Origin of the sequence: Gemmata palustris, assembly GCF_017939745.1 — a bacterium.
In the GTDB taxonomy this organism is placed as follows: Bacteria; Planctomycetota; Planctomycetia; order Gemmatales; family Gemmataceae; genus Gemmata; species Gemmata palustris.
This window is the reverse complement of sequence record NZ_JAGKQQ010000001.1, coordinates 4,086,357-4,108,833: the sequence shown is the minus strand read 5'-3', so window position 1 is coordinate 4,108,833 and position 22,477 is coordinate 4,086,357. Positions and strand designations below refer to the sequence as shown.

Genomic DNA, 22,477 nt, shown 5'->3' with positions numbered 1-22,477 from the left:
AATTGCGTCCCGCACACCGGTTTGTCCCGGTCGGCCGACCGCCCTTAACTCAAGGATCGGCCGAAAGATATGCGTCCCGCGAACTCCGCTCCCGGCGGTAGTTTTTACGGGTCTTTCTCGATCGTGCGGGGGGCGGCCAGTTGCGGGAGTTTCAGGAGTTCCGGGTCGAGCAAGAACAGGTGCCGGCGCCCGGGTACGTCGGGCGCGTCAATAATCACTTTGTCGCGCACCCGCAGTACGTCGACCACGGTTTGGTACGTGAGGCGCGTTTCGAGGAGCGCCCGGCGCTCCGCGAGGAGCTTCGCCCGGCGCTCGGCAATGTCCTTGTCCACGGCGGCCGGGTCTTGTTTGGCCGCGACGCGGTTCGCGCGCTCGGTCGCGAGGGCCGCTTCTTCCGCGTCCGTCAATTTCGCGCGGACGAGGTGCCACGCGAGGAAGGCGTCGCGGTCGGCGTTCGCGCCCTCGAGCCGCGCGTGCTTTTCGGCCTCGGTGCGCTTCAGCACCCAGTCGGCCTCTTCTTCCGCGCGGCGCCGGGTGCGGATCGAACTCGCGAGCGCCTCGTTCACCACCCGGTCGCGGTCCTGGATGGCCTTCGCCACCTCGTGGTACGAGGTCACCACTTCCGGCGGCGGGTGCAGGTCGTGGAGCGTGAACCCGTCGAGCGCGACGCCCATGCCACCGGGCGCGGCCTGCGCGAGCCGGCGGTTCAGGCGCTCCAGCGCGGTACTTTCTAATTCCGCGCGCCGGACCGTGAGCAGTTCCAGGAACCGGTGGCTCGCGACCAGTTCGCGCAGCACGGCTTCGGCCGACGAGCGGACCACCCCGTCCGGGTCGCGCGTCGCGAAGAGGTACTGGCGCGGGTCGCTCACGCGGTAGCGCGCGGTGGCGAGGATCTCGACCAGATCGCCGTCGCCGGTAATCATCACCGCTTCGTCGGTGAGGCGCCCGACGCCGTCGCCGTGCCCGCTCGTCCACGTGTTACTGCCCGGCTTCTTTTCCTGCTTCTCGGCGAGTACGCGGAACCCGAGTTCGACGCTGCGCACCTCGTCGGGGCGCACGCGGGTGACCGTTTCGATGGGCCACGGCCAGCGCACGTGCAGCCCCGGTTGCAGGTCCGCGGTCACTTCGCCGAACCGCCGCACGACCCCGACCTCGCCGTTCTCGATCTGGCTGAATGCGGTGCCGAGAAACACGAGTACCGCGGCCCCGACCAACCCGGCGCGGATGAACTTCCACTGGTGCGCGACCGCGTGCAACAGGCCGTCGATCGAGACGCGCCCGAGCCACCCTTCGAGTGCCTGGGCCACTCCGCGGGCGCGCGAAAGGGTGCGGTTCTCTTTCCGATCAAAGGCGAGCAGGCGCATCGAGTTCAACAGCACCGCGAGCGATCCGAACTGGTGGTAGATGACGGCCGCGAGCGGGGCCGATTCGTACCATTCGGGCGACGACGCGAACAGCGGCCACAGCAGACCGGTGAGGAGGATGCCGACGAGGTTCACGCCGAACGCGAAGACGAGAATGTTTTGCCGGATGATGCGGACCGTTTCGCGCGACAATTTCACGAGGAGCGGGAGCGGGGCGAGCGGCGCGCCCATCATCACGATGTCGCCCGCTTCGGCCGCGACATCCGTTCCACTCCCGATGGCGATTCCCACACCGGCCCGCGCGAGGGCGGGGGCGTCGTTGATGCCGTCGCCGACGAAGGCCACGGAAGAACCGGTTCGTCCCGAAGAAAGAGGGGAGAACCGTCCTTCTGTACTCGGGACAGTGTCCGCACTCGAAAGCTCGGCCTCCGCGCGCCCTTCAGCGGCGGGAACGGGAGCGCGTGATGCCACCCACTCCGCCTTCTGCGCGGGAAGCATCTCCGCGTGGACTTCGGTTACGGGAATTTGCTCCGCAATCGCGCGCGCAACCGCGGAGCGGTCCCCGGTGAGTAACGCGACGGGCGTGATCCCGAGCGCGCGCAGATCGGCGAGAACTTGTGCCGCTTCGGGGCGGAGCGTGTCGCGCGCGCCGAGCACACCGAGCACGACGCCGTTGCGGGCGACGACCAGCGACGTTTGCCCGGCCGCGTCGAGTTGCTCGAGGGCCGCGAGCGCTTCCGGCGGAAGGGCAATCCCCTGTTCTTCGATCAGGCGCCGGGTGCCGACGGTGATGGCGGTTCCGCTCGCGGTCGCGGTCACGCCCGCACCGGGGTGCGCCTGGAACGCTTCGGCTTGCGCCACTTCCAGGTTGCGCGCTGCGGCTTCGCGCACGATGAGCCGCGCGAGCGGGTGCTCGCTCCGCTGTTCGGCGGTCGCGGCGGCTTGTAGGAGCTGTTCCGCGGTGGACGCAAGGGGAATTACGTCGCCGAGTTCGAGTTTCCCTTCTGTGAGCGTGCCGGTCTTGTCGAACGCGAACGCGGTCACGCCGGCGAGCCGTTCGAGTGCGGAACCGCCCTTGATGAGCACCCCCGTCCCCGCGAGCCGACCGAGTGCGGCAATCACCGCGGCCGGTGTCGCGAGGATCAGTGCGCACGGGCACGCGACCACCAGCACGGCGAGCGCCGGGTACGCGGCGACCTTGGCGGCCGCCCGGAGCGTGGGTTTGGGGAAGCCGGGTTGTGGCGTGCTCGAGACCTGATACGCGACGTTGCCGATGAACGTCACGAGCGCGAGCGCGAGCACGACGGGGAGAAAGTACCGCGCGAGCCGGTCCGCGTAGCGCTCGAGCGGTGCCTTATCCTTCAGTGCCTGTCCGGTCAGCTCGATCACCTGCCCGGCAACGGTCTGCTTCGCGACCTTTCTCGCCTCGACCGTGAGCGAACCGTGTTGAACGATGCTACCGGCAAGAACCGTGTCGCCCGGCCCTTTATCGACGGGCAGGCTTTCGCCGGTGATCGCGCTGGCGTCCACGGCCGATCGGCCGTCCATCACGTCACCATCGACCGGCACGCGCCCGCCGGGTTTCACCACCACCTTGTCGCCAACGATTACATCCGCAGTGAAGGCGCGCACTTCGGCGCCGTCTCGCAGCACCCAGCACCGCTGCGGGAAGAGTTCCGCGAGTTTGCCGAGCGCGTTCTGCGTGCGCGCGAACGTGAACGCTTCGAGGCACTCGCCGACGAGACCGATGAACACGACCTCGCACGCGACGACCGGCTCTTTCAGGATGATGGCCGCGAGGCACGCGATGGCGAGCGCGAGATCCGACCCGATGCGCCCCTCAAAAAGCGCTTCGAGCGACGTGTACAGCACGCGCCCGCCGCCGATGACGGCCGCGATAAGGGCGTACCGGAAGCCGTACAGTTCGCGGCCCCAGGAATACGTCTCGGCCCCCTGACCCTTGAGCCAGGTCGCTACGCTGGGCCACAGATCGGCTGCGAGTAGCCCGCCCACGACGGCCGTGAGCAGGTACAAGCCGAGCGGCGACTCGGAGTGGAACGGGTCGTCAACGGTGCTGATCTCGCGGTGCATGAAGTGGTTTTAGGCGAACGGCGCGCGTCCGCAACTCAGTGAATTGTGAAGATCATTGGTGCGGTCACAAAGGCTTCTGGACCATCTTGTCGGTAGGGTTCGTAGCGGACGCGAAGGCTCACCTCGTACTTGCCCGGAACCCAACCGCCGCGTATCGGGAGGCGCTCGAGGCCGATTTCGTCGGACGTGACGCGCGGAAACGTTCGCATTGTCACCACAACAGCAGGTCGGCTCGTGTCCGCGAGTGATAAAGCCGTTTCACCGCCGAGTTCGTCGCTCGCGCCCCTCCGCCGGACGTCGTGGAGCGACACGCGCACCGTTCCAGCCGGGGCGCGGTGGTGCTCGCGGCCGAACCAGTTGATCGGCCGCACGGTGACGATCGGCGGGCGCCCGAGCAAATGGCGCCGAGCTATTTCACACACGTTGCGCGGGAACAGGTAGCAGTTCCCCGTTTGCTTCACCCATTCCCATTCACTCGGGCCATCGGGGACCCGCCACCCGCGCGACGTCCAGTGGTTCGCACTGAAGCAGAGGTTCCAGAACGTCCCACCGGGGCGCACGTTGCGCCCGTGTCGAAACGGGAACACGTCGAGGTCGGTCCACGAGTGCGTCTCGTTGCCGCTCGTGCAGAAACTTCCCTCCCAGGCGTCCGACTCCGGCACGAACGGGAGCGCGGTGCGACAGCGGACGCGGGAGCAAAGCGAGCCGCCCCGCTCGGAACCCGTGCCGATCCAATACGGGCCGAATCGCACCTCACCGGGGACGAGTTCGCGGAGCCGGCGGAGGAGATAATCTTTCACCGCGAGCCAGGTGGATTCGTCGCGACGCACCGGTGATTGTGCGACGAGCGCGGCCAATTCGGTATCGGTCATAGTGTGGCTCCTCTCGCGGGCTCGGTCGTCAGCCGCGCCCCGACCGGGGGTGTGGAGAACCGCTGGTACGTCGGGCTGGTGAACGAGAAGACGAATGCGGCGCCCCGTAGCCGCGCCTCGGGTGGTAGAATCATGACGGCCGTCCGCGTGCGAGGGGAGCATGGGAGCTTCAGTAACCCTCATGCTACCCGCCACGGACGGCCACCCGGAATCGGCGTCAGCCGAGCTAAGAAGGGAGCGGATCCGAAACGGCAGTTCCCGTTTCAGCGGAGCGTGCGTGCATCCCCTATCTCGCCCCTTTCGTTCCCGGTTGCCTCGGTCCGCCCGGGATCAGCACCTCGCGGTCGTATTGTTCGCGGTACCCTTCGTCACACTTGCTGGCGATGGCCCGGTGGTACGCGGCAACGGCACGGTTGCGGTCCCGGTACAACTTGTCCCGCTTCTGCCCCGATGACTCTTGCCAGCCGGGGCGGATCCCGCCGAAGTGCGTGCGGAGGGTGTTGCCCTCCAGTGCCACGATCCAAAACTGGTCCGACGAGGAAAACACCCGCCTGGTGAGCGACCACTCGGTCTCGACGAAGCCCTCGGCCGTTTGCTCGACAACGGCCCGCTCGAAGTCCGCTCTCTTGGTCAGGACGTGCTCGGCCAGCCGACCTCCGTCGGTTACGCGGTACCCGAAGCGCAGGGGCTCGTCGAGGAAGATCAGTTTGCAGGTGCGGGTCGGGTCGCCGCCGACGAATTCGCGAACGAGCATACGGAGGAGTCCCGAGTTACGGTTGTCGTTGCCTCGGGGTGTCTTATTGATCGCCAACCCGAGTTGTGGCGCGAGCACTTTGCGGGGCGCGGTGTAGCTCCGCGAAGTTCGCTCCGGTAAACGGCTTGCTGATTCAAGGAGACGCTCATGCGCTGGATATCGCTGACGGGTTCGATGGCGATTGTTCCACGGGCGCGATTCACCTTGTGGAGCACGGAGACAGGAAGCTGGGCACTCCGACCCCGACCACGTCCAGCCGTTCACTCTGAACGGCTCGTTCGACACTGGGCTTGCAAGCGCATCGGCAACCAGGTCACCGTGAGCGGCCGGGGCCAGGTGTCGTCCATGCCCTCACCGGTCGGGCGCTGCGCACCTCGTTGCCGTTCGCTGCGGCGGACCTCCCGGAGTTCGGGGATTGGCCGATGTGCAGGTAGTTTTTGACGGTGCGGTGGCGAAATACACGTAAATCAATTCCCGCTCGATCGCCACCGGCCCCGTCTCTCGATTGTTATGAAATTAATTTGTCATTAAAACAAAATTTTCCCAAATGATGATTTCACACTGCAGACGACCGTCAGGGCGACTGCTTCGGCAGTCCCTGCGAAACTTGAAACATAGTCGCGCACTGTCTCTCACTCCGACGGTGCGCCGTGCCGGCTACTGAGGCATTGTCGCAGGGTCGCGAAATAGGCGATCGACGGCCTGATCACAGTGGAGGTGCTGAGGGTGGTGAGCGCGAACAGTGCGGAGATCGTCAGTGCTTCCCACACTTCGAGGCCAACAGGGAGCCCCCCGCCACTCGGTTCCGGCGCACGTCGGTCGCGGGTGGCGGCAACCGACAGCCATATCGAAACGCTTACCGTACAAGTTCGACCGATGCCCCATCCGTCCGGTCCGCGGGCCAAACAGTGAGAAACTCTTCGCTGTCGGTCATAGGCTCCCAAGCTACCGGTTCGCTCTTCCCGCCCGGCCGCGCCTGCTTCTGAAGTAATTCCACCATCCCGTTCTGCCTTGCGCCGATTTTCACGGACGTCTTCAACCCTTTTCTCGCTTTGCTGCGATTCGGACCGTATCTACCATCTTCTCTGTGATGAACGAAGCATCGGCTTCCGGGACTTCGACGAACACGCGAACCACCTCCGTTCGGACCAGGACGAAAAGTGGTGTTTGCACCGATCTCAACGCGGGCGGCGTGACGTATTGCCTGCGGTCCACGTTCCGCTGCACCACTATGCCAGCGAATAGTGCCTTCCCTTGAGCGCTCCCCGGCCCGCTGTGCCTCCAGACCAACTGTTTCTGCGGTCGCCGGGCCACCGCGCGGACGCCGCATAGGGCCGGCCGCAGCAAGCCGGACGGGGGCGCGCGGAGAATTCGCCCAGCGCCCGAGCAGCAGCCAGGATCATTCCGTCGATTATCGGTGACACAAGATCGCCTGCGGGAGTGACCGAGGAAACGGCAGTGCCATCAGGCACAAGTCACCATTCTCGACATCAAGAATGGCGAACAGAAATTCCGTCCGCAGTCGCGATTCGCGCTCACGAGACAATCTGAACAACGCACCGCATCTTCCGGCAGCTCGCACCTCATCTTCTGGGGCAGTTGCGCGGCGGACAAAGTTCGGGTCAAACGGATAAGGGCGTTGCCACGGTCAGGTCGCGGAAGTTTGGCTCCAGCCTGACCTAGCCGGAACTCTTTTAGTCGCCGTTGGAATCATCGTGAGAGAATGTTTTTCGTGTTTTCGTCCGATCGGTGCCGGTGGGTCCGGGCTTCGATGAATCGTGGAGCGATGTGTAACTCGCGGAGCCACCGGTGGAGGGTCAGTCGGACGACCCCGAGCACTTTAGCCGCTTGATATTACTCCGTTAACTACGGCGGCTTGGCATTCCGGAGTTCGGGTACGTCGTGACCGCATAGGGGGGCAGCGGCCGCACCAGCATGCCAGCAACGGTTGCAGTTGTTCGGGCAGCGTCAGCAGCGTCAGGGTGCCACTTTTTTTGGCGCCGGCGCCGCACGTCTTGGAGGAACGCATACGCCATCAGCACCAACACGACGTGGTGGTTCCAACCGTGCCAGGAGCGCCTTCAAAGTGGTCCAGACCGAGTTCGTCTTTCAGCTCGCGGTAACTGTGCTCCACCCACCACCGGCTCTTGGCCGTATCGACGAGCCGCTTCAAACTCGTCTTCGCGGGCACGTTGCTGAAGAAGTACTTGGTTGGCGCGTCGGTGCCCTAGTGGTTGGCCACTATTGAGTGGTCGGGTAGAGTCGGTGGAGCTTGATTCGAGCACCGTCGGTCGTGAACCGCCAGTTGGCCTCGACCAGTCGGTCGTTGCGGGCTTTCTCCCAAGCCTCGACCTGACGACGCAGTTCCTCGATGCTCTCGAGCCGCCGGTTCAGGCACTGGCGGGTCAGCACCGCGAACTCGCACTCGGCCACGTTCAACCAGCTCCCGTGTTTCGGGGTATCGTGCCACTCGATCTTCTCGGCCACGCGCCGCGCCGTCGCCGGATCGAGTGCCTCGTACAAGCTCCCGGGACCGTGGACGTTCAGGTTGTCGGTGGCCAGGACCACCCGGTCCGCCTCCGCGTACACTTCGTCGACCGCGTACCGCAGGAACGTCCCGAAGTCCTTGGCCATGCGTCGCGCGGTCACGTCGACGTGCCGCCACCCGACCAACGGGGCGAATGCCAGGAATAGGTTCGCGGTCCCGTTCCGCTGGTACTCGTAGTCGTACCGCTCGGGCCGACCGGGCGCACACGGGATCGGGACCCGGGTCTCGCCGACCAGTTGCACCGGTTGCTCGTCGATGCACACCACCGGGCGTTTCGGGTCGTACGGCCGGTGGTACACCTCGATCACGTCCTCCATGGCCGCGACAAATGCCCCGCTCGGCCCGCCCGGGATGCACCACTGCTCCTTGAGCCACGGCTTGACTGAGTTTTTTTCGTGGCCCGGCGCACGGTCTCGTCGGAGATGGTTTCCACCACCTCCAACTCGACCAACGTGTCACCCAGCAGTTACATGGTCCACTCGGCCCGGCCCACGGGCGGGTCGGAGCACGCCCGTGCGATCAGCTTCGCCTCGGCGGTTCCATCCAACGTGCGCTCCCGGCTCGGCTTGTCCTGGCGCTTGCGCCGGATGCAGTCCTCGAACCCGCGCTCCACGAACCGCTGGCGCACCCGGCCGATGGTACGCAACCCGACGTCCAGGTCCTCGGCGATGGTCTCGTCATCGAGAGCCGGGCCACCGTCCGCTTGATCGGCCTTCCGCAGGATGCGGGCGCGGGTGAGCACCAGAACTGACGCCTTCCCCTTGCCGAGCAGGTCGTCCAGGTGATCCCGCTCGTCGCGGGTCAACGTGACCAGGTACTTCTTCTGCGACATGATCGGCCTCCGATCGGGTTACGGTCAGCAGTACCGATCACGTGTTGCACGTCAACTCGTCAGAGGCCAACCACTAGGGCCATTCGGCCAATAACCGGCACGGCGCCAACGGCTCCTTGCCCGCTGAGTGACTGTCCCATATGCCTCGAAATCGCCGTATTTTCGAGTTGTCACCCACGATTTCTCAGGCTTTTTCGCACATATGGGACAGTCACTGAGAGCTCGTGCGCGGGCCGGACCCGCTAAGTGACTGTCCCATATGCCTCGAAATCGCCGTATTTTCGAGTTGTCACCCACGATTTCTCAGGCTTTTTCGCACATATGGGACAGTCACTAAGCGGCGAAGCGACCGCTCATTTCCCCCTTCGAGCCCGCCCGCCACGTCACCGTGCGGAAGTCAGCGGCATGCGCGAGAGCCCACCCCTTGACGCTCGGCGAGGTCGCAACCGCACGAACCGTCGTCGGTCGGGTCGGTGGGCGCCCGATGCCCGAGGACTTCGGAACCGGCCCCGGGTCGGCGTCCGCCGCGATCACCTTGATTGTCGAATCGATACCGACGCAGTACGTCCGACCGTTCGACGCGAGTTGCTCCCGGAACGCGGTCACCGTGCCGAACAGACTGTCGGCCAGGACGATGCCCCCAACCCGTTACTGATCCGCAGGAAGCGAACCCTGTTTATCGCGCCTCATTTGTGGGAATGGCAAATCCGACCCGTCCCACAGGTTCCGCAGTACGTTCGGGTCGCACTTCAACGCGATGAGCCGGTCGATGATCTCGTCGTCCAAGTCGGCCATCGCGTCGGGCACGTAGTTCGCCAGTTGCCCGTACTTGAGCCACGACCACACCGCCTCGACCGGGTTCAACTCGGGCGCGTACGCCGGCAACCGTTCCAACCACAACCGCCGGTTCCGACGCAGGAACGCCCGGATCAGCGGCCCCTTGTGATTCCCGCCCCCGTCCCAAACGACCACCACCTTCCCCCGCAGGTGCTTGAGGAGATCCCGCAGGAAGTGGACCACCGCCTCGGCGGTGAAGAACCCGTCCGGTAGCGTCGAGAAGTACAGGCCCGGCCGCCGGGCGACCGGAGACACGCTCACCGCCCCGATGACGCTCACCTTCTTGCGGTGACCGCCGTCCCTGCCGATCACCGGGGTCTTGCCCCGCAACGACCAGGACCGGCGGACGAGCGGGTTGAGGAACAGCCCTGTTTCGTCGATCAGGACGAGGTGGGCGTTCTGCCGCCGGACCTTTTTTTGATTCGAGGCCAGTCCTGCTTGAGCCACGCGGCGATGGCCTCGGGGTTCCGCTGCTTGGCCCGCCGGGCCGGCTTCTGCGGGGTATGGTTCCGCTTGGTCAGCCACTCCCGCAGGTAGTTCGGGTGGAACGCGACGCCGAACTTGGTGCGGATCAACTCGGCCACCTGCTTGGCCGTCCACAGGTCGGTTCGGAACCCGTGCTTGGTCGGCGACTCGGTGAGCCACCCGAGAACCCGCTTCTCCTGGTCGGCGGTCAGGAACGGGGTTCGACCCGGGTGGGGCTTGGGCGCAAGAGCCTTCTGCCCACCGGCGGCATGGGCACGCACCCACTCCCCAACGGTCTCGCGGTGGACCCCCAAGAAGGCGGCGACCTCCGCACGGGTCCAGCCCTCGCTCACCCGCAAGACAGCCAACCGTCGGCGGGCTTCCAACTCGGCAGCGGTCCCTTTGCTCCTCATGGCGAACAGGTTATGACGAATAGGAGCACGGAACAGGGCTCACTACCTGCGGATCAGTAGTCGCCGCGCGGCCCACCATGTCCAGGGCCATTTGCCACTTCGGCTGATGCCCGACCGTGCCCGGGATGCCCGCTTGCGTCATCCGATCCCGTTCCCCGGTCCAAGCCTCCGGCAGGTACAACCGGGCGTCGAGGGCGACGACATGGCCGCAGCCGCGAACTGCAGGGCTACCGCGACCTGATAACTCGCGACCTTGCCCAGGGTTCCGGTGTACTGCCGGGCCACGCTCACGGAACGCGCGCCCTGCTTGGGCAACCCGGTGTCGTCAATGATGAGGAACCCGTCGGCGCCGAAGTGGCGCCCGATCCAGACGTGCAGGTCGTCGAGTAGTTCTTGCTTGTCCCACGGGCTCTGGTTGAGGAAATGCTGCAGCGCCTGCTCGTAATCCTCGCCCTGCTCGATGGCCTTGAGCCGGGCCGCCATCGGTTCGACGCTCTTGCGGTGCCCGTCGAGGAGGACGCCGCGCAGATACCCGAAATTCAATCCCCGCCGCAAGCGCAGCCTCGAACTTAAATTCGGCCGCGGCTTATGAGCCGCGGAGATCCCGTGAAAGCTGGGCCTTGTACTGTTCCACGGTCAGGCTTCAATTCGGCCGCGGCTTATGAGCCGCGGAGATGCGGCGGGTTGACCGCGGCCCAGTGCATATCCCAGATAGCTTCAATTCGGCCGGGGCTTATGAGCCGCGGAGATATGTCGCGCGCAAGTACCGCCCGGCCGCGGCGAGCGCTTCAATTCGGCCGCGGCTTATGAGCCGCGGAGATTCGAAAAGTGTCTTAGTGACTGTCCCATATGCCTCGAAATCGCCGTATTTTCGAGTTGTCACCCACGATTTCTCAGGCTTTTTCGCACATATGGGACAGTCACTTAGAAAGAAGTGGCGGGTCACGGGCTTCAATTCGGCCGCGGCTTATGAGCCGCGGAGATCCGTGTGGGGTCTTGTGCCAGATACTCAGAGAAAGTGCTTCAATTCGGCCGCGGCTTATGAGCCGCGGAGATGTCGATTCCAGATGATAGGCGCGTTACCGAGAACAGCTTCAATTCGGCCGCGGCTTATGAGCCGCGGAGATTTGACGATCTGAGAAAAGAAGGTCACGATTTGCGGCTTCAATTCGGCCGCGGCTTATGAGCCGCGGAGATGTCGTGCGACGCATGCCTGCCAGCTACGTAAACGAGATGCTTCAATTCGGCCGCGGCTTATGAGCCGCGGAGATCGCACCGGCAGCGTAGTCGTTACAGACCGCACGAGAGCTTCAATTCGGCCGCGGCTTATGAGCCGCGGAGATTTGACCAGACCCGCTGACACCACTGCGTACGCGCAGCTTCAATTCGGCCGCGGCTTATGAGCCGCGGAGATCCTGTTCCGCGAGGGGCGAACGATTCCCGCGGAAGGCAAGGCTTCAATTCGGCCGCGGCTTATGAGCCGCGGAGATGATCCACCGGGACCGGGGCGAGGTCGCGAACAGCGAAGCTTCAATTCGGCCGCGGCTTATGAGCCGCGGAGATCCGGTTCCGCCTGCACGTCCCCGGGGCGCGGCAGGCTTCAATTCGGCCGCGGCTTATGAGCCGCGGAGATGCCAACAGCACCAGTCGGCCATCGACGCGCCTCACCAGGCTTCAATTCGGCCGCGGCTTATGAGCCGCGGAGATATCTGAAGGTCCGAGTCTATCGCTCGGCGAGATTGTGCTTCAATTCGGCCGCGGCTTATGAGCCGCGGAGATCGGCCGGCGAGTGGGTAAGGGCGAGGGCTGGGTGAAGCTTCAATTCGGCCGCGGCTTATGAGCCGCGGAGATAAGACGACTTCGACGCGATAGACGCAGCCGTGAAAGCTTCAATTCGGCCGCGGCTTATGAGCCGCGGAGATGAGTCAACCGCCTTGAACTCGGTGTTGCAGTGCTTGGCTTCAATTCGGCCGCGGCTTATGAGCCGCGGAGATCTGCGGTCGGTCGCTTGCAGCAGATGGGGCAGGTGCCCGCTTCAATTCGGCCGCGGCTTATGAGCCGCGGAGATGCGCATCGTGCTGCGGCAGTGATCTACACCGGCGAGATTCCGGGCTTCAATTCGGCCGCGGCTTATGAGCCGCGGAGATGAGTGCGGAGGTAGGCTTTGTTACTGGTCCTTTGATGCTTCAATTCGGCCGCGGCTTATGAGCCGCGGAGATCGCCCATTCGTCTGCGTAACATGCTGGCACGCGGTGCTTCAATTCGGCCGCGGCTTATGAGCCGCGGAGATTCCGATTGCCATCTTGCAAGCACCATGCGAGCAAGATGCTTCAATTCGGCCGCGGCTTATGAGCCGCGGAGATTTCTCCGCCCAGATTTTGTTATCATCGATGATCCCGCTTCAATTCGGCCGCGGCTTATGAGCCGCGGAGATACGAAAGAAAGCTAATACGTCACATGGAATGTCGAGCTTCAATTCGGCCGCGGCTTATGAGCCGCGGAGATTACTATAAGCCGTGGTATCCGGTGGACTCAGGATAGCTTCAATTCGGCCGCGGCTTATGAGCCGCGGAGATGCGGAAGCCATTGCTAATAAATACGTGGAAGCCACGCTTCAATTCGGCCGCGGCTTATGAGCCGCGGAGATGACGGTTGGGTTTCGGTCCCGGACCCGAAGTCGCTGGTGCTTCAATTCGGCCGCGGCTTATGAGCCGCGGAGATCATTGCCAATCCCCTCGGCGGGGCGGCGAGCGGGTGGCTTCAATTCGGCCGCGGCTTATGAGCCGCGGAGATCCCGCCTTCCCTGGCAGAGAACCGAGGGCGACGAGATGCTTCAATTCGGCCGCGGCTTATGAGCCGCGGAGATTCCTCGGATGGGCCGAGAGCTACCCGGCCGACGAGGCTTCAATTCGGCCGCGGCTTATGAGCCGCGGAGATGCGGGCCGTCCGTGCCTGAGTGGGCCGACGAGGACGACGCTTCAATTCGGCCGCGGCTTATGAGCCGCGGAGATCCGCAATCGCACGGTAGCGATTGACAAAGAATCTGTACTTTCCGCGAACTTATAGCGTTTAAGCAGCCAGATCCAGGCACCGGTGCGCGGGGCGCGGATTCTCGCGGGGTCGTGGTGCTCGCCCACAACGGCCTGAATTTCCTCGGCCAGCAGCTCCCGTTGCCAGGCCCGGCGCTTGTCCGCGTGGCTCGGGCGGTTCGGATCGTCCCACGGGGAGGCCGCCCGATGGGCCACCAGTTCATCCGCCTTCTGGTTCCAGGCCCACACCTCGGTGAGCGTGAGGGACCACGCACACAGGTGGAAGCATCCCACGTTCGACGCGACCCCGCGTACCTGCTGGTGACCGGCGCCCGCGACCTGTTTGAGATCTCGAAAACAGGTTTCCAACGAGAACCGGTCCGCGATCAGGCCCAGGATGTCGGCCACGGAGGCCGTGGGGTCCGTGCAGAAGAACGCGACCCACCCCTTGGGTTCGTCCACCAGGACGACCCGGATCGTGCCCCGGCCGGCCGCCACGTGGCCTCGAACGTCTTGTACCGCTTCTCCACGGGCTTCCCATACAGGGTGAACGTGCCCGTGGTCCACCCGCCCTTGTGCCCGGCCCGCTTGGCGAGCGACACCCGCTGCTCCCCGTACACGCGGGGCCGCCCGCGGGCGCTCGGATCGCGGGCCGGGGGCACCGTCCACAGGGCCGCGTCCTTGCGGAGCCGGCTCACCATGGTCACCCGGGCGCGAGTAGGGCCTTGAGCACCGGGGCCTTGGCGTGCGCCCCGTCGGCCACCACCCACACGGCCCGGCCCCACGTCTTCAGCCACCCGTGGGCCCACCGGACCAGGTCCACGGCCATCACCAACTTGTTGCGAACTCGGGCCGGTCCGGCCCGGGATGGCCCCGAGATCTTTGCGGCGGATGTACAGGCGGGCCAACAGGGGAGGGCACAATCCCCCGAGGGGTGTCCACCAACAACCCGAGGACCACCCACACGTGCCCGTACACGAACGGGCCCCGGCCGGCCCGGGTGTCGGGTTGTGGTGCGCCCCGGCCCCTCGAACCTTGGGCCCGTACCGCTCCGTCGGGGTGTCGTCGAGGGCCAGCACCACCCGAGCGCACCGGCCACCATGGGCTTGAGAACCTCGACCAACAACCGCATGGCGATACGCTCGGTGCGGCGCCCCACGGCCGCGGCCGTGGCGGCGTAGCACCGGCGGTACTGGGGCGACAGCCCGGCGGCCCGGATCCAACCCGCGAGGGTGCGGCGCCCGCGGGTCAGGATGATCCCGAGGAACAGGACCGCGAGCGCCGCCCGGACCGCGGGTCCAGAGCCTTGCCAGGGTTGAAAACCAGTGGCACCGAGGGGCCGGAGTATGCGAAGATGGCATGGCCGCGTCCGTTCGGGTCGGGAGGTCGTGTGGTAACGCCATCCTCCCGGACGGGCCGGCACTCGTCTACCCCGACCCCACAACTTACGCCAACCGCCTATAACTTCGCGGAAAGTACAGAAAGAATGAATAAAGCTTCAATTCGGCCGCGGCTTATGAGCCGCGGAGATTACTCGGAACCCGTGGCCGATTGGCTGTCACGCGGTGGCCAGCTTCAATTCGGCCGCGGCTTATGAGCCGCGGAGATCACGGTTCGACCGCTAGGCGGGTTGTTGTGGCGGGGCTGCTTCAATTCGGCCGCGGCTTATGAGCCGCGGAGATCGGAGCGGGGGCGGGGGCGGCGGCGGGGCGGCGGCTCGGCTTCAATTCGGCCGCGGCTTATGAGCCGCGGAGATCTGCCGGCGCGACCCGTGCTCCGGTAGTCACCTTCGCGAGCTTCAATTCGGCCGCGGCTTATGAGCCGCGGAGATTGCCGATGAGATAACCTTTACACATCGACAGCAAATGCTTCAATTCGGCCGCGGCTTATGAGCCGCGGAGATGTCCGTGAGCCTGGTGGGCAACAACAAGGTGTGGAAGCTTCAATTCGGCCGCGGCTTATGAGCCGCGGAGATTTGGAACTGAGCGACGCGACGGTCAACCGGTTGTCGCTTCAATTCGGCCGCGGCTTATGAGCCGCGGAGATGGCGGCCCCTTAGTTTTGGTACGTCTCACCGGTGAGCGTGGCTTCAATTCGGCCGCGGCTTATGAGCCGCGGAGATCCGGATTCTGTTCCTGGGCGACAACCCGGGGCCCGCTTCAATTCGGCCGCGGCTTATGAGCCGCGGAGATCTGCACCGGCAGCCAGTTGCGGACGTTCTCGCGGTGGCTTCAATTCGGCCGCGGCTTATGAGCCGCGGAGATACCTGGGGCACGTCCCGGTCGCCCTCGTACCGCGCGAGGCTTCAATTCGGCCGCGGCTTATGAGCCGCGGAGATCTGGTGTTGTGCAAGAGCACGTGGGCGCGGTGCTTCCTGCTTCAATTCGGCCGCGGCTTATGAGCCGCGGAGATGGACGACATCGAGGTTTATAACTGGCTCGATTGGATCGGCTTCAATTCGGCCGCGGCTTATGAGCCGCGGAGATCCGGTTCATTTGGCCCCGTGGTTGTGTCCGCCGTTGCTTCAATTCGGCCGCGGCTTATGAGCCGCGGAGATCAACTGAGCGTCGTCTACGAAACCCCGACCGGGCTTCGAGCTTCAATTCGGCCGCGGCTTATGAGCCGCGGAGATGGGGAGTATTGGAAGCTACCCGACAAGTACCAGTGGGCTTCAATTCGGCCGCGGCTTATGAGCCGCGGAGATCTCGGTATGGACTTGACCAAAGTCCCATCGTACCGTGCTTCAATTCGGCCGCGGCTTATGAGCCGCGGAGATCACGTACCCGAACTTCGGGCACACGTTCGAGACGTAGCGCTTCAATTCGGCCGCGGCTTATGAGCCGCGGAGATTTCGCGCCGCTTGCGGTCATGGGGCTAATGGTGCTGTTGCTTCAATTCGGCCGCGGCTTATGAGCCGCGGAGATGAGGGCAAGTCGCCGAACCGCACGGGCTTCATGTCGATGCTTCAATTCGGCCGCGGCTTATGAGCCGCGGAGATGCGCCTGCAGGCGCCGAAGAAAACGTGACGACCGCAGGCTTCAATTCGGCCGCGGCTTATGAGCCGCGGAGATGACGACGGTGATCCGCGGTGGCGCGCGGAGTGGGAGCTTCAATTCGGCCGCGGCTTATGAGCCGCGGAGATGCGGGGCAAAGTGCTCAGGCTGTCTCGGGAAGGGGTTGCTTCAATTCGGCCGCGGCTTATGAGCCGCGGAGATCTCGGACGCGGCGTAGGTCATCGCCTGCGTCACGGGGCTTCAATTCGGCCGCGGCTTATGAGCCGCGGAGATCCACGAGGGGGTATTTGTGATGCGGTACCGTTCCTCGCTTCAATTCGGCCGCGGCTTATGAGCCGCGGAGATGGGGCGCGTCGGCTCAAAGAGCACGTGTACCGCATCGCTTCAATTCGGCCGCGGCTTATGAGCCGCGGAGATCCCACTGGTGTCACGGCGGGTGGGCGCAATGGTGGTAGGCTTCAATTCGGCCGAGGCTTATGAGCCGCGGAGATTTGAATTCCGGGGCTAAGAGGCTCGTTGCTTGGCCTGCTTCAATTCGGCCGAGGCTTATGAGCCGCGGAGATGCGGACGGTCGCTTCGAGAAGGGGCTGTCGGGCGTGACGCTTCAATTCGGCCGAGGCTTATGAGCCGCGGAGATGCCCCCTGTGTCCATCCGCCACGACCAGTGTTGCACGCTTCAATTCGGCCGAGGCTTATGAGCCGCGGAGATTTCACGTCAAGCGTGTAGCACGGCGTGAAGTTGTCGCTTCAATTCGGCCGAGGCTTATGAGCCGCGGAGATGCGACCTGCCGGTTGACCCGAGCATAAACGCCACTGACGCTTCAATTCGGCCGAGGCTTATGAGCCGCGGAGATTCCGCGATCACCGCTTGGTCGAAGCTGTCGCGGACCATGCTTCAATTCGGCCGAGGCTTATGAGCCGCGGAGATGGTCGGCCTGCAAATGTGAAGGCTCCGGCAAAGGTGCTTCAATTCGGCCGAGGCTTATGAGCCGCGGAGATTTCACTGGGCACGTCGCCGGCGGCGGTGTACGCGCGGCTTCAATTCGGCCGAGGCTTATGAGCCGCGGAGATTCCCGGATCAAGCAATTCGTCAAGTCCATGATGGACCTGGCTTCAATTCGGCCGAGGCTTATGAGCCGCGGAGATACGGCTCACGGGCGGACGCCGGGGGTACTCGAACTACTCGCTTCAATTCGGCCGAGGCTTATGAGCCGCGGAGATGCTACGGTCGGGCGCCGCGGCGGGGCAACTCGGATGGCTTCAATTCGGCCGAGGCTTATGAGCCGCGGAGATCCGGTGTGGCCGCGTACCTGCCGCCCTACGGGCTGTCGGGGCTTCAATTCGGCCGAGGCTTATGAGCCGCGGAGATGGCGCAGGTGTGCCGGGTGCTTCTTTCGGAACGGGGCTTCAATTCGGCCGAGGCTTATGAGCCGCGGAGATAACAAGGTTCCGGTCCTCGTTGGTTCCCCGCACTTCGCTTCAATTCGGCCGAGGCTTATGAGCCGCGGAGATGCGCGGTGCAAGTGGGTAACGAAGTGGGGGCCGGACCGGCTTCAATTCGGCCGAGGCTTATGAGCCGCGGAGATCGTGCCGCCAGACGAGTCGCCACGATTGGGCGGACAGCTTCAATTCGGCCGAGGCTTATGAGCCGCGGAGATTCCGTCACCCCGGTATTCAGCGGCGAACCGACCGCGCTTCAATTCGGCCGAGGCTTATGAGCCGCGGAGATTTTGTCGTCCTTGTTCACGGTGACGCGAGTACCGTAGCTTCAATTCGGCCGAGGCTTATGAGCCGCGGAGATCGCACCCTCAACGGCCGAATGAACTCGTGGCCCCTCGCTTCAATTCGGCCGAGGCTTATGAGCCGCGGAGATGCGCGTCAGGAAGAACCACAGGGCGATGAAGCCCGGCTTCAATTCGGCCGAGGCTTATGAGCCGCGGAGATTATCGCACTGGCTGCCCTCAAGGCTTATGATATGTAGCTTCAATTCGGCCGAGGCTTATGAGCCGCGGAGATCCTCGAAACCCCGGCACGCATCTTCCGCAAAGAGATCGGCTTCAATTCGGCCGAGGCTTATGAGCCGCGGAGATGTGAAGATGATCCAGGATTAGATCGTGCGTAGGGGGGCTTCAATTCGGCTGAGGCTTATGAGCCGCGGAGATCTCAGCCATCCTCCCCCCAGGAACAACGATTAAGGGGCTTCAATTCGGCCGAGGCTTATGAGCCGCGGAGATGCATCGGGCACGGCGGGGGCGACATTGCCGCGTTCCAGCTTCAATTCGGCCGAGGCTTATGAGCCGCGGAGATCAGTTCGCCGAGTATCCGCGTGAGGGACGTGTGGGCCGCTTCAATTCGGCCGAGGCTTATGAGCCGCGGAGATCGCACTCCGCTTGAGAGTACAGTCCGTGGTCCATCAGGGCTTCAATTCGGCCGAGGCTTATGAGCCGCGGAGATCACCGGTTCGGCAGTAGAGTAGCTCTGCGCACATCGCGCTTCAATTCGGCCGAGGCTTATGAGCCGCGGAGATGGAAGAGGCTGCGGACCTCGACGGCGACCTAGCGGAGCTTCAATTCGGCCGAGGCTTATGAGCCGCGGAGATTCCGCACGGGCTGCGTGTCGCCAATCGCACGTCATGGCTTCAATTCGGCCGAGGCTTATGAGCCGCGGAGATGTACCGACGCGCCCAAGTTCAGCGAGCCTATCCAGTAGCTTCAATTCGGCCGAGGCTTATGAGCCGCGGAGATGCCCGCGAACCGTTGTGTGTAGTCCGCTTTGGCGCGGTCGCTTCAATTCGGCCGAGGCTTATGAGCCGCGGAGATTTCCTGGCAGTCGGTGCGAGCCTGCTCGCGCCCGCGCTTCAATTCGGCCGAGGCTTATGAGCCGCGGAGATGGACGCCCATACTGTACTGGACGCCTCTCCACAAACGGCTTCAATTCGGCCGAGGCTTATGAGCCGCGGAGATCCGGATCACGGTCGGGTCGAACGAGTCGCGTACCATGCTTCAATTCGGCCGAGGCTTATGAGCCGCGGAGATCACCGTTCGACACTACCGTCGCGCCGATCCGCACGTGCTTCAATTCGGCCGAGGCTTATGAGCCGCGGAGATCTCGCAATCGGCATCCTCCGAACTCACTGTGCTCCCGCTTCAATTCGGCCGAGGCTTATGAGCCGCGGAGATCTACTGGCGGGTCGGCTGTTCGGGTTCGGCGACTTCGCTTCAATTCGGCCGAGGCTTATGAGCCGCGGAGATTCTTCGCTCTTTGTTTCGAGGGGGTTCGGTGGTTCCTCGCTTCAATTCGGCCGAGGCTTATGAGCCGCGGAGATCGCGCGCCACTCTTCCTTGCACCACACGTCGGTAGAGCTTCAATTCGGCCGAGGCTTATGAGCCGCGGAGATGCCCGCAATTCTTGGCCGACCGCCAGGCACGCGGGGCTTCAATTCGGCCGAGGCTTATGAGCCGCGGAGATGGGCTGCCGCGGTTCTCTACGTGGGTTACAACAAAGTCGCTTCAATTCGGCCGAGGCTTATGAGCCGCGGAGATACGATTCGGGCCGAACTGGACCGGATTTGCGCGAGGTACGAGCTTCAATTCGGCCGAGGCTTATGAGCCGCGGAGATGACTTGGTGCCGTTCCGCGGCGTGCTCGTGGCCGTGCTTCAATTCGGCCGAGGCTTATGAGCCGCGGAGATGAAGTCAACCCGCATCCGCGTGAAGGAAGCGGCCGAGTGCTTCAATTCGGCCGAGGCTTATGAGCCGCGGAGATCCCGCACGGAACTCGACCTGTCGCCGATCGAGGGGCTGCTTCAATTCGGCCGAGGCTTATGAGCCGCGGAGATGTGAGTGGGCGCGCCCCCGCCTCTGGGGAAATAACGCTTCAATTCGGCCGAGGCTTATGAGCCGCGGAGATTCCCGTTGAACCGGCGGCACGTGATCGTTTTGACCACGCTTCAATTCGGCCGAGGCTTATGAGCCGCGGAGATGACGATGGGCCCGCTGGGGTATGCGGCACAGCACCAGCAGCTTCAATTCGGCCGAGGCTTATGAGCCGCGGAGATGCCCATAGTCGAGGAGATCGAAGCCCGTGCTAGTGCTTCAATTCGGCCGAGGCTTATGAGCCGCGGAGATCAAGACCTTCTTGTGAAAGACGAAGCGAGCGGCCTAAAGCTTCAATTCGGCCGAGGCTTATGAGCCGCGGAGATTACAAGAGGCGGGCGGGAACTACACGCTCACGAGTGGCTTCAATTCGGCCGAGGCTTATGAGCCGCGGAGATAACAGCAGTCGGGCGTGACGGCCTCGACCTGATCGTAGCTTCAATTCGGCCGAGGCTTATGAGCCGCGGAGATACGATCCGCCCGGAGACGGTCGAGACAACGAAGCTGTGGCTTCAATTCGGCCGAGGCTTATGAGCCGCGGAGATGTCGGAGTTGTCGCCGGAGAGAAAGCAATGTACACAGTGCTTCAATTCGGCCGAGGCTTATGAGCCGCGGAGATTTCAGGATCAGAGCGGCCGACAAGACGTTTGACAAAGCTTCAATTCGGCCGAGGCTTATGAGCCGCGGAGATGATTTGATTCCCCGGTTCGGCGCTCCGGGCGACAATTGGGCTTCAATTCGGCCGAGGCTTATGAGCCGCGGAGATGTCTTTCGTCAGGTCTTGCAGGTCGGCCCGGTGCTGGCTTCAATTCGGCCGAGGCTTATGAGCCGCGGAGATGGCGCCGGCGCGTCACTCTTTTTTCTCCTCTCCCCGTAGCTTCAATTCGGCCGAGGCTTATGAGCCGCGGAGATGAGGCCGCGGAAGTAGAGGCCACGATCGCGGAAGTGCTTCAATTCGGCCGAGGCTTATGAGCCGCGGAGATGTCGGGATGTACGATGGTCGGAACCGCTCTACAACAGCGGCTTCAATTCGGCCGAGGCTTATGAGCCGCGGAGATCGCGAACTTTTGCGGCATGATGAGCCACGGCACCCCGTAGCTTCAATTCGGCCGAGGCTTATGAGCCGCGGAGATACCCGCAATTCCGGTCCACAACGTGGCGTCGTAACAGAGGCTTCAATTCGGCCGAGGCTTATGAGCCGCGGAGATCTACCGCGGCTGTCGAGCGTGTGGTAGCACGTCCACCCGCTTCAATTCGGCCGAGGCTTATGAGCCGCGGAGATTTATCGCAGTCACCACCCAGAAGGGTGTAAAGACCGCTTCAATTCGGCCGAGGCTTATGAGCCGCGGAGATACGATCGATTGAGCCGGTGAATCCTGCGTACACGACGCTTCAATTCGGCCGAGGCTTATGAGCCGCGGAGATTCGCGGTCTCCGGGGCGAGGCGCACGCCGACTGGTCGGCTTCAATTCGGCCGAGGCTTATGAGCCGCGGAGATTGGAACGGCCGAAAGAGAGCGCGACCCTGGACGCCGGCGCTTCAATTCGGCCGAGGCTTATGAGCCGCGGAGATGGCTCCCGACCGCGGACGGGTTCGGCGGGAACTACCGCTTCAATTCGGCCGAGGCTTATGAGCCGCGGAGATCTCAATCGTGCGCTGAATATCACTCGGACCGGTGAGCTTCAATTCGGCCGAGGCTTATGAGCCGCGGAGATGCCGGGCACACGCTCAAGCGCCCGGACGCCGACAGCAAGCTTCAATTCGGCCGAGGCTTATGAGCCGCGGAGATAAAGCCCCCTCCGAGAGTGGAGAGGTTTTGTACCCTGCTTCAATTCGGCCGAGGCTTATGAGCCGCGGAGATCCCGACGAGGCGGTGAAGACGAAGACGGTCAAGAAGGCTTCAATTCGGCCGAGGCTTATGAGCCGCGGAGATACGAGCACACCGTTACCGAGTACGAGGACAAGTAGCTTCAATTCGGCCGAGGCTTATGAGCCGCGGAGATAATACGACACTAAGGAGTTGCGGAAAAATAATTTCTGCTTCAATTCGGCCGAGGCTTATGAGCCGCGGAGATTCGACCCGTGTTTGATTTGGCCATCTGGCGCAACGACATGCTTCAATTCGGCCGAGGCTTATGAGCCGCGGAGATACCTAAAGACGGGAGAAAAGAAATGGCACGCATGACGCTTCAATTCGGCCGAGGCTTATGAGCCGCGGAGATGCCGGTTGTTGCGCACGTTCACGATGAAATACTATGTGCTTCAATTCGGCCGAGGCTTATGAGCCGCGGAGATATAGTTCCGTTCCGGGTATTGAGGCGGTATACAACAAAGGCTTCAATTCGGCCGAGGCTTATGAGCCGCGGAGATTCTAACATCTGCCG

At 63.6% G+C, this 22,477-nt stretch carries 9 protein-coding genes, 3 pseudogenes and 2 CRISPR repeat arrays (1 of these 14 running past the window's edge); all 12 genes and pseudogenes read right to left on the bottom strand.

The window, feature by feature from the left end:
* Window positions 1-104 precede the first annotated feature (104 nt).
* Window positions 105-3,455, bottom strand: a complete 3,351-nt coding sequence (locus tag J8F10_RS16955; RefSeq protein WP_210655573.1) for a cation-translocating P-type ATPase family protein — start codon at window positions 3,453-3,455, stop codon at window positions 105-107.
* A gap of 35 nt (window positions 3,456-3,490) precedes the next feature.
* A complete protein-coding gene (locus tag J8F10_RS16950; protein WP_210655571.1) occupies window positions 3,491-4,327 on the bottom strand; it encodes a hypothetical protein in 837 nt (278 codons plus the stop codon).
* A complete protein-coding gene (locus J8F10_RS16945) occupies window positions 4,324-4,461 on the bottom strand; it encodes a hypothetical protein (protein WP_210655569.1) in 138 nt (45 codons plus the stop codon). The genes J8F10_RS16950 and J8F10_RS16945 overlap by 4 nt, the downstream gene beginning before the upstream one ends.
* Window positions 4,462-4,613: 152 nt before the next feature.
* Window positions 4,614-5,081: a hypothetical protein gene (locus J8F10_RS16940; RefSeq protein WP_210655567.1), complete on the bottom strand. Its 468-nt coding sequence runs from the start codon at window positions 5,079-5,081 to the stop codon at window positions 4,614-4,616.
* 2,006 nt (window positions 5,082-7,087) lie between these two features.
* Window positions 7,088-7,308 (bottom strand): annotated as a pseudogene (locus J8F10_RS16935) (transposase); the annotation flags it as partial.
* A gap of 14 nt (window positions 7,309-7,322) precedes the next feature.
* A pseudogene (locus tag J8F10_RS16930) lies at window positions 7,323-8,461 on the bottom strand (IS630 family transposase).
* 333 nt (window positions 8,462-8,794) lie between these two features.
* Window positions 8,795-9,091 carry a transposase gene (locus tag J8F10_RS16925; protein WP_261363200.1) on the bottom strand — a complete coding sequence of 99 codons (297 nt, stop codon included), beginning with the start codon at window positions 9,089-9,091 and terminating at the stop codon, window positions 8,795-8,797.
* A gap of 18 nt (window positions 9,092-9,109) precedes the next feature.
* Entirely contained in the window at window positions 9,110-9,745 is a 636-nt protein-coding gene (locus J8F10_RS16920) for a transposase (RefSeq protein ID WP_210655561.1), read from the bottom strand.
* Window positions 9,679-10,176 (bottom strand): IS630 family transposase, encoded by a 498-nt coding sequence (locus J8F10_RS16915; RefSeq protein ID WP_210655559.1) that lies wholly within the window; start codon window positions 10,174-10,176, stop codon window positions 9,679-9,681. Before J8F10_RS16915 ends, J8F10_RS16920 begins: the two co-directional genes overlap by 67 nt.
* A gap of 10 nt (window positions 10,177-10,186) precedes the next feature.
* Window positions 10,187-10,719 (bottom strand): annotated as a pseudogene (locus J8F10_RS16905) (IS701 family transposase).
* Between the two features lie 404 nt (window positions 10,720-11,123).
* A CRISPR array of direct repeats spans window positions 11,124-13,187; the repeat unit is 36 nt; unit sequence GCTTCAATTCGGCCGCGGCTTATGAGCCGCGGAGAT.
* A 404-nt stretch (window positions 13,188-13,591) separates the two neighbouring features.
* Window positions 13,592-13,906, bottom strand: a complete 315-nt coding sequence (locus J8F10_RS39005) for a hypothetical protein (protein WP_246523412.1) — start codon at window positions 13,904-13,906, stop codon at window positions 13,592-13,594.
* A 2-nt stretch (window positions 13,907-13,908) separates the two neighbouring features.
* On the bottom strand, window positions 13,909-14,034 hold the full coding sequence (locus J8F10_RS39895) for a hypothetical protein (RefSeq protein WP_261363065.1): 126 nt from the start codon (window positions 14,032-14,034) through the stop codon (window positions 13,909-13,911).
* A gap of 666 nt (window positions 14,035-14,700) precedes the next feature.
* Window positions 14,701-22,477: direct repeats of the CRISPR family, unit length 36 nt; unit sequence GCTTCAATTCGGCCGAGGCTTATGAGCCGCGGAGAT (it continues 354 nt past the right edge of the window).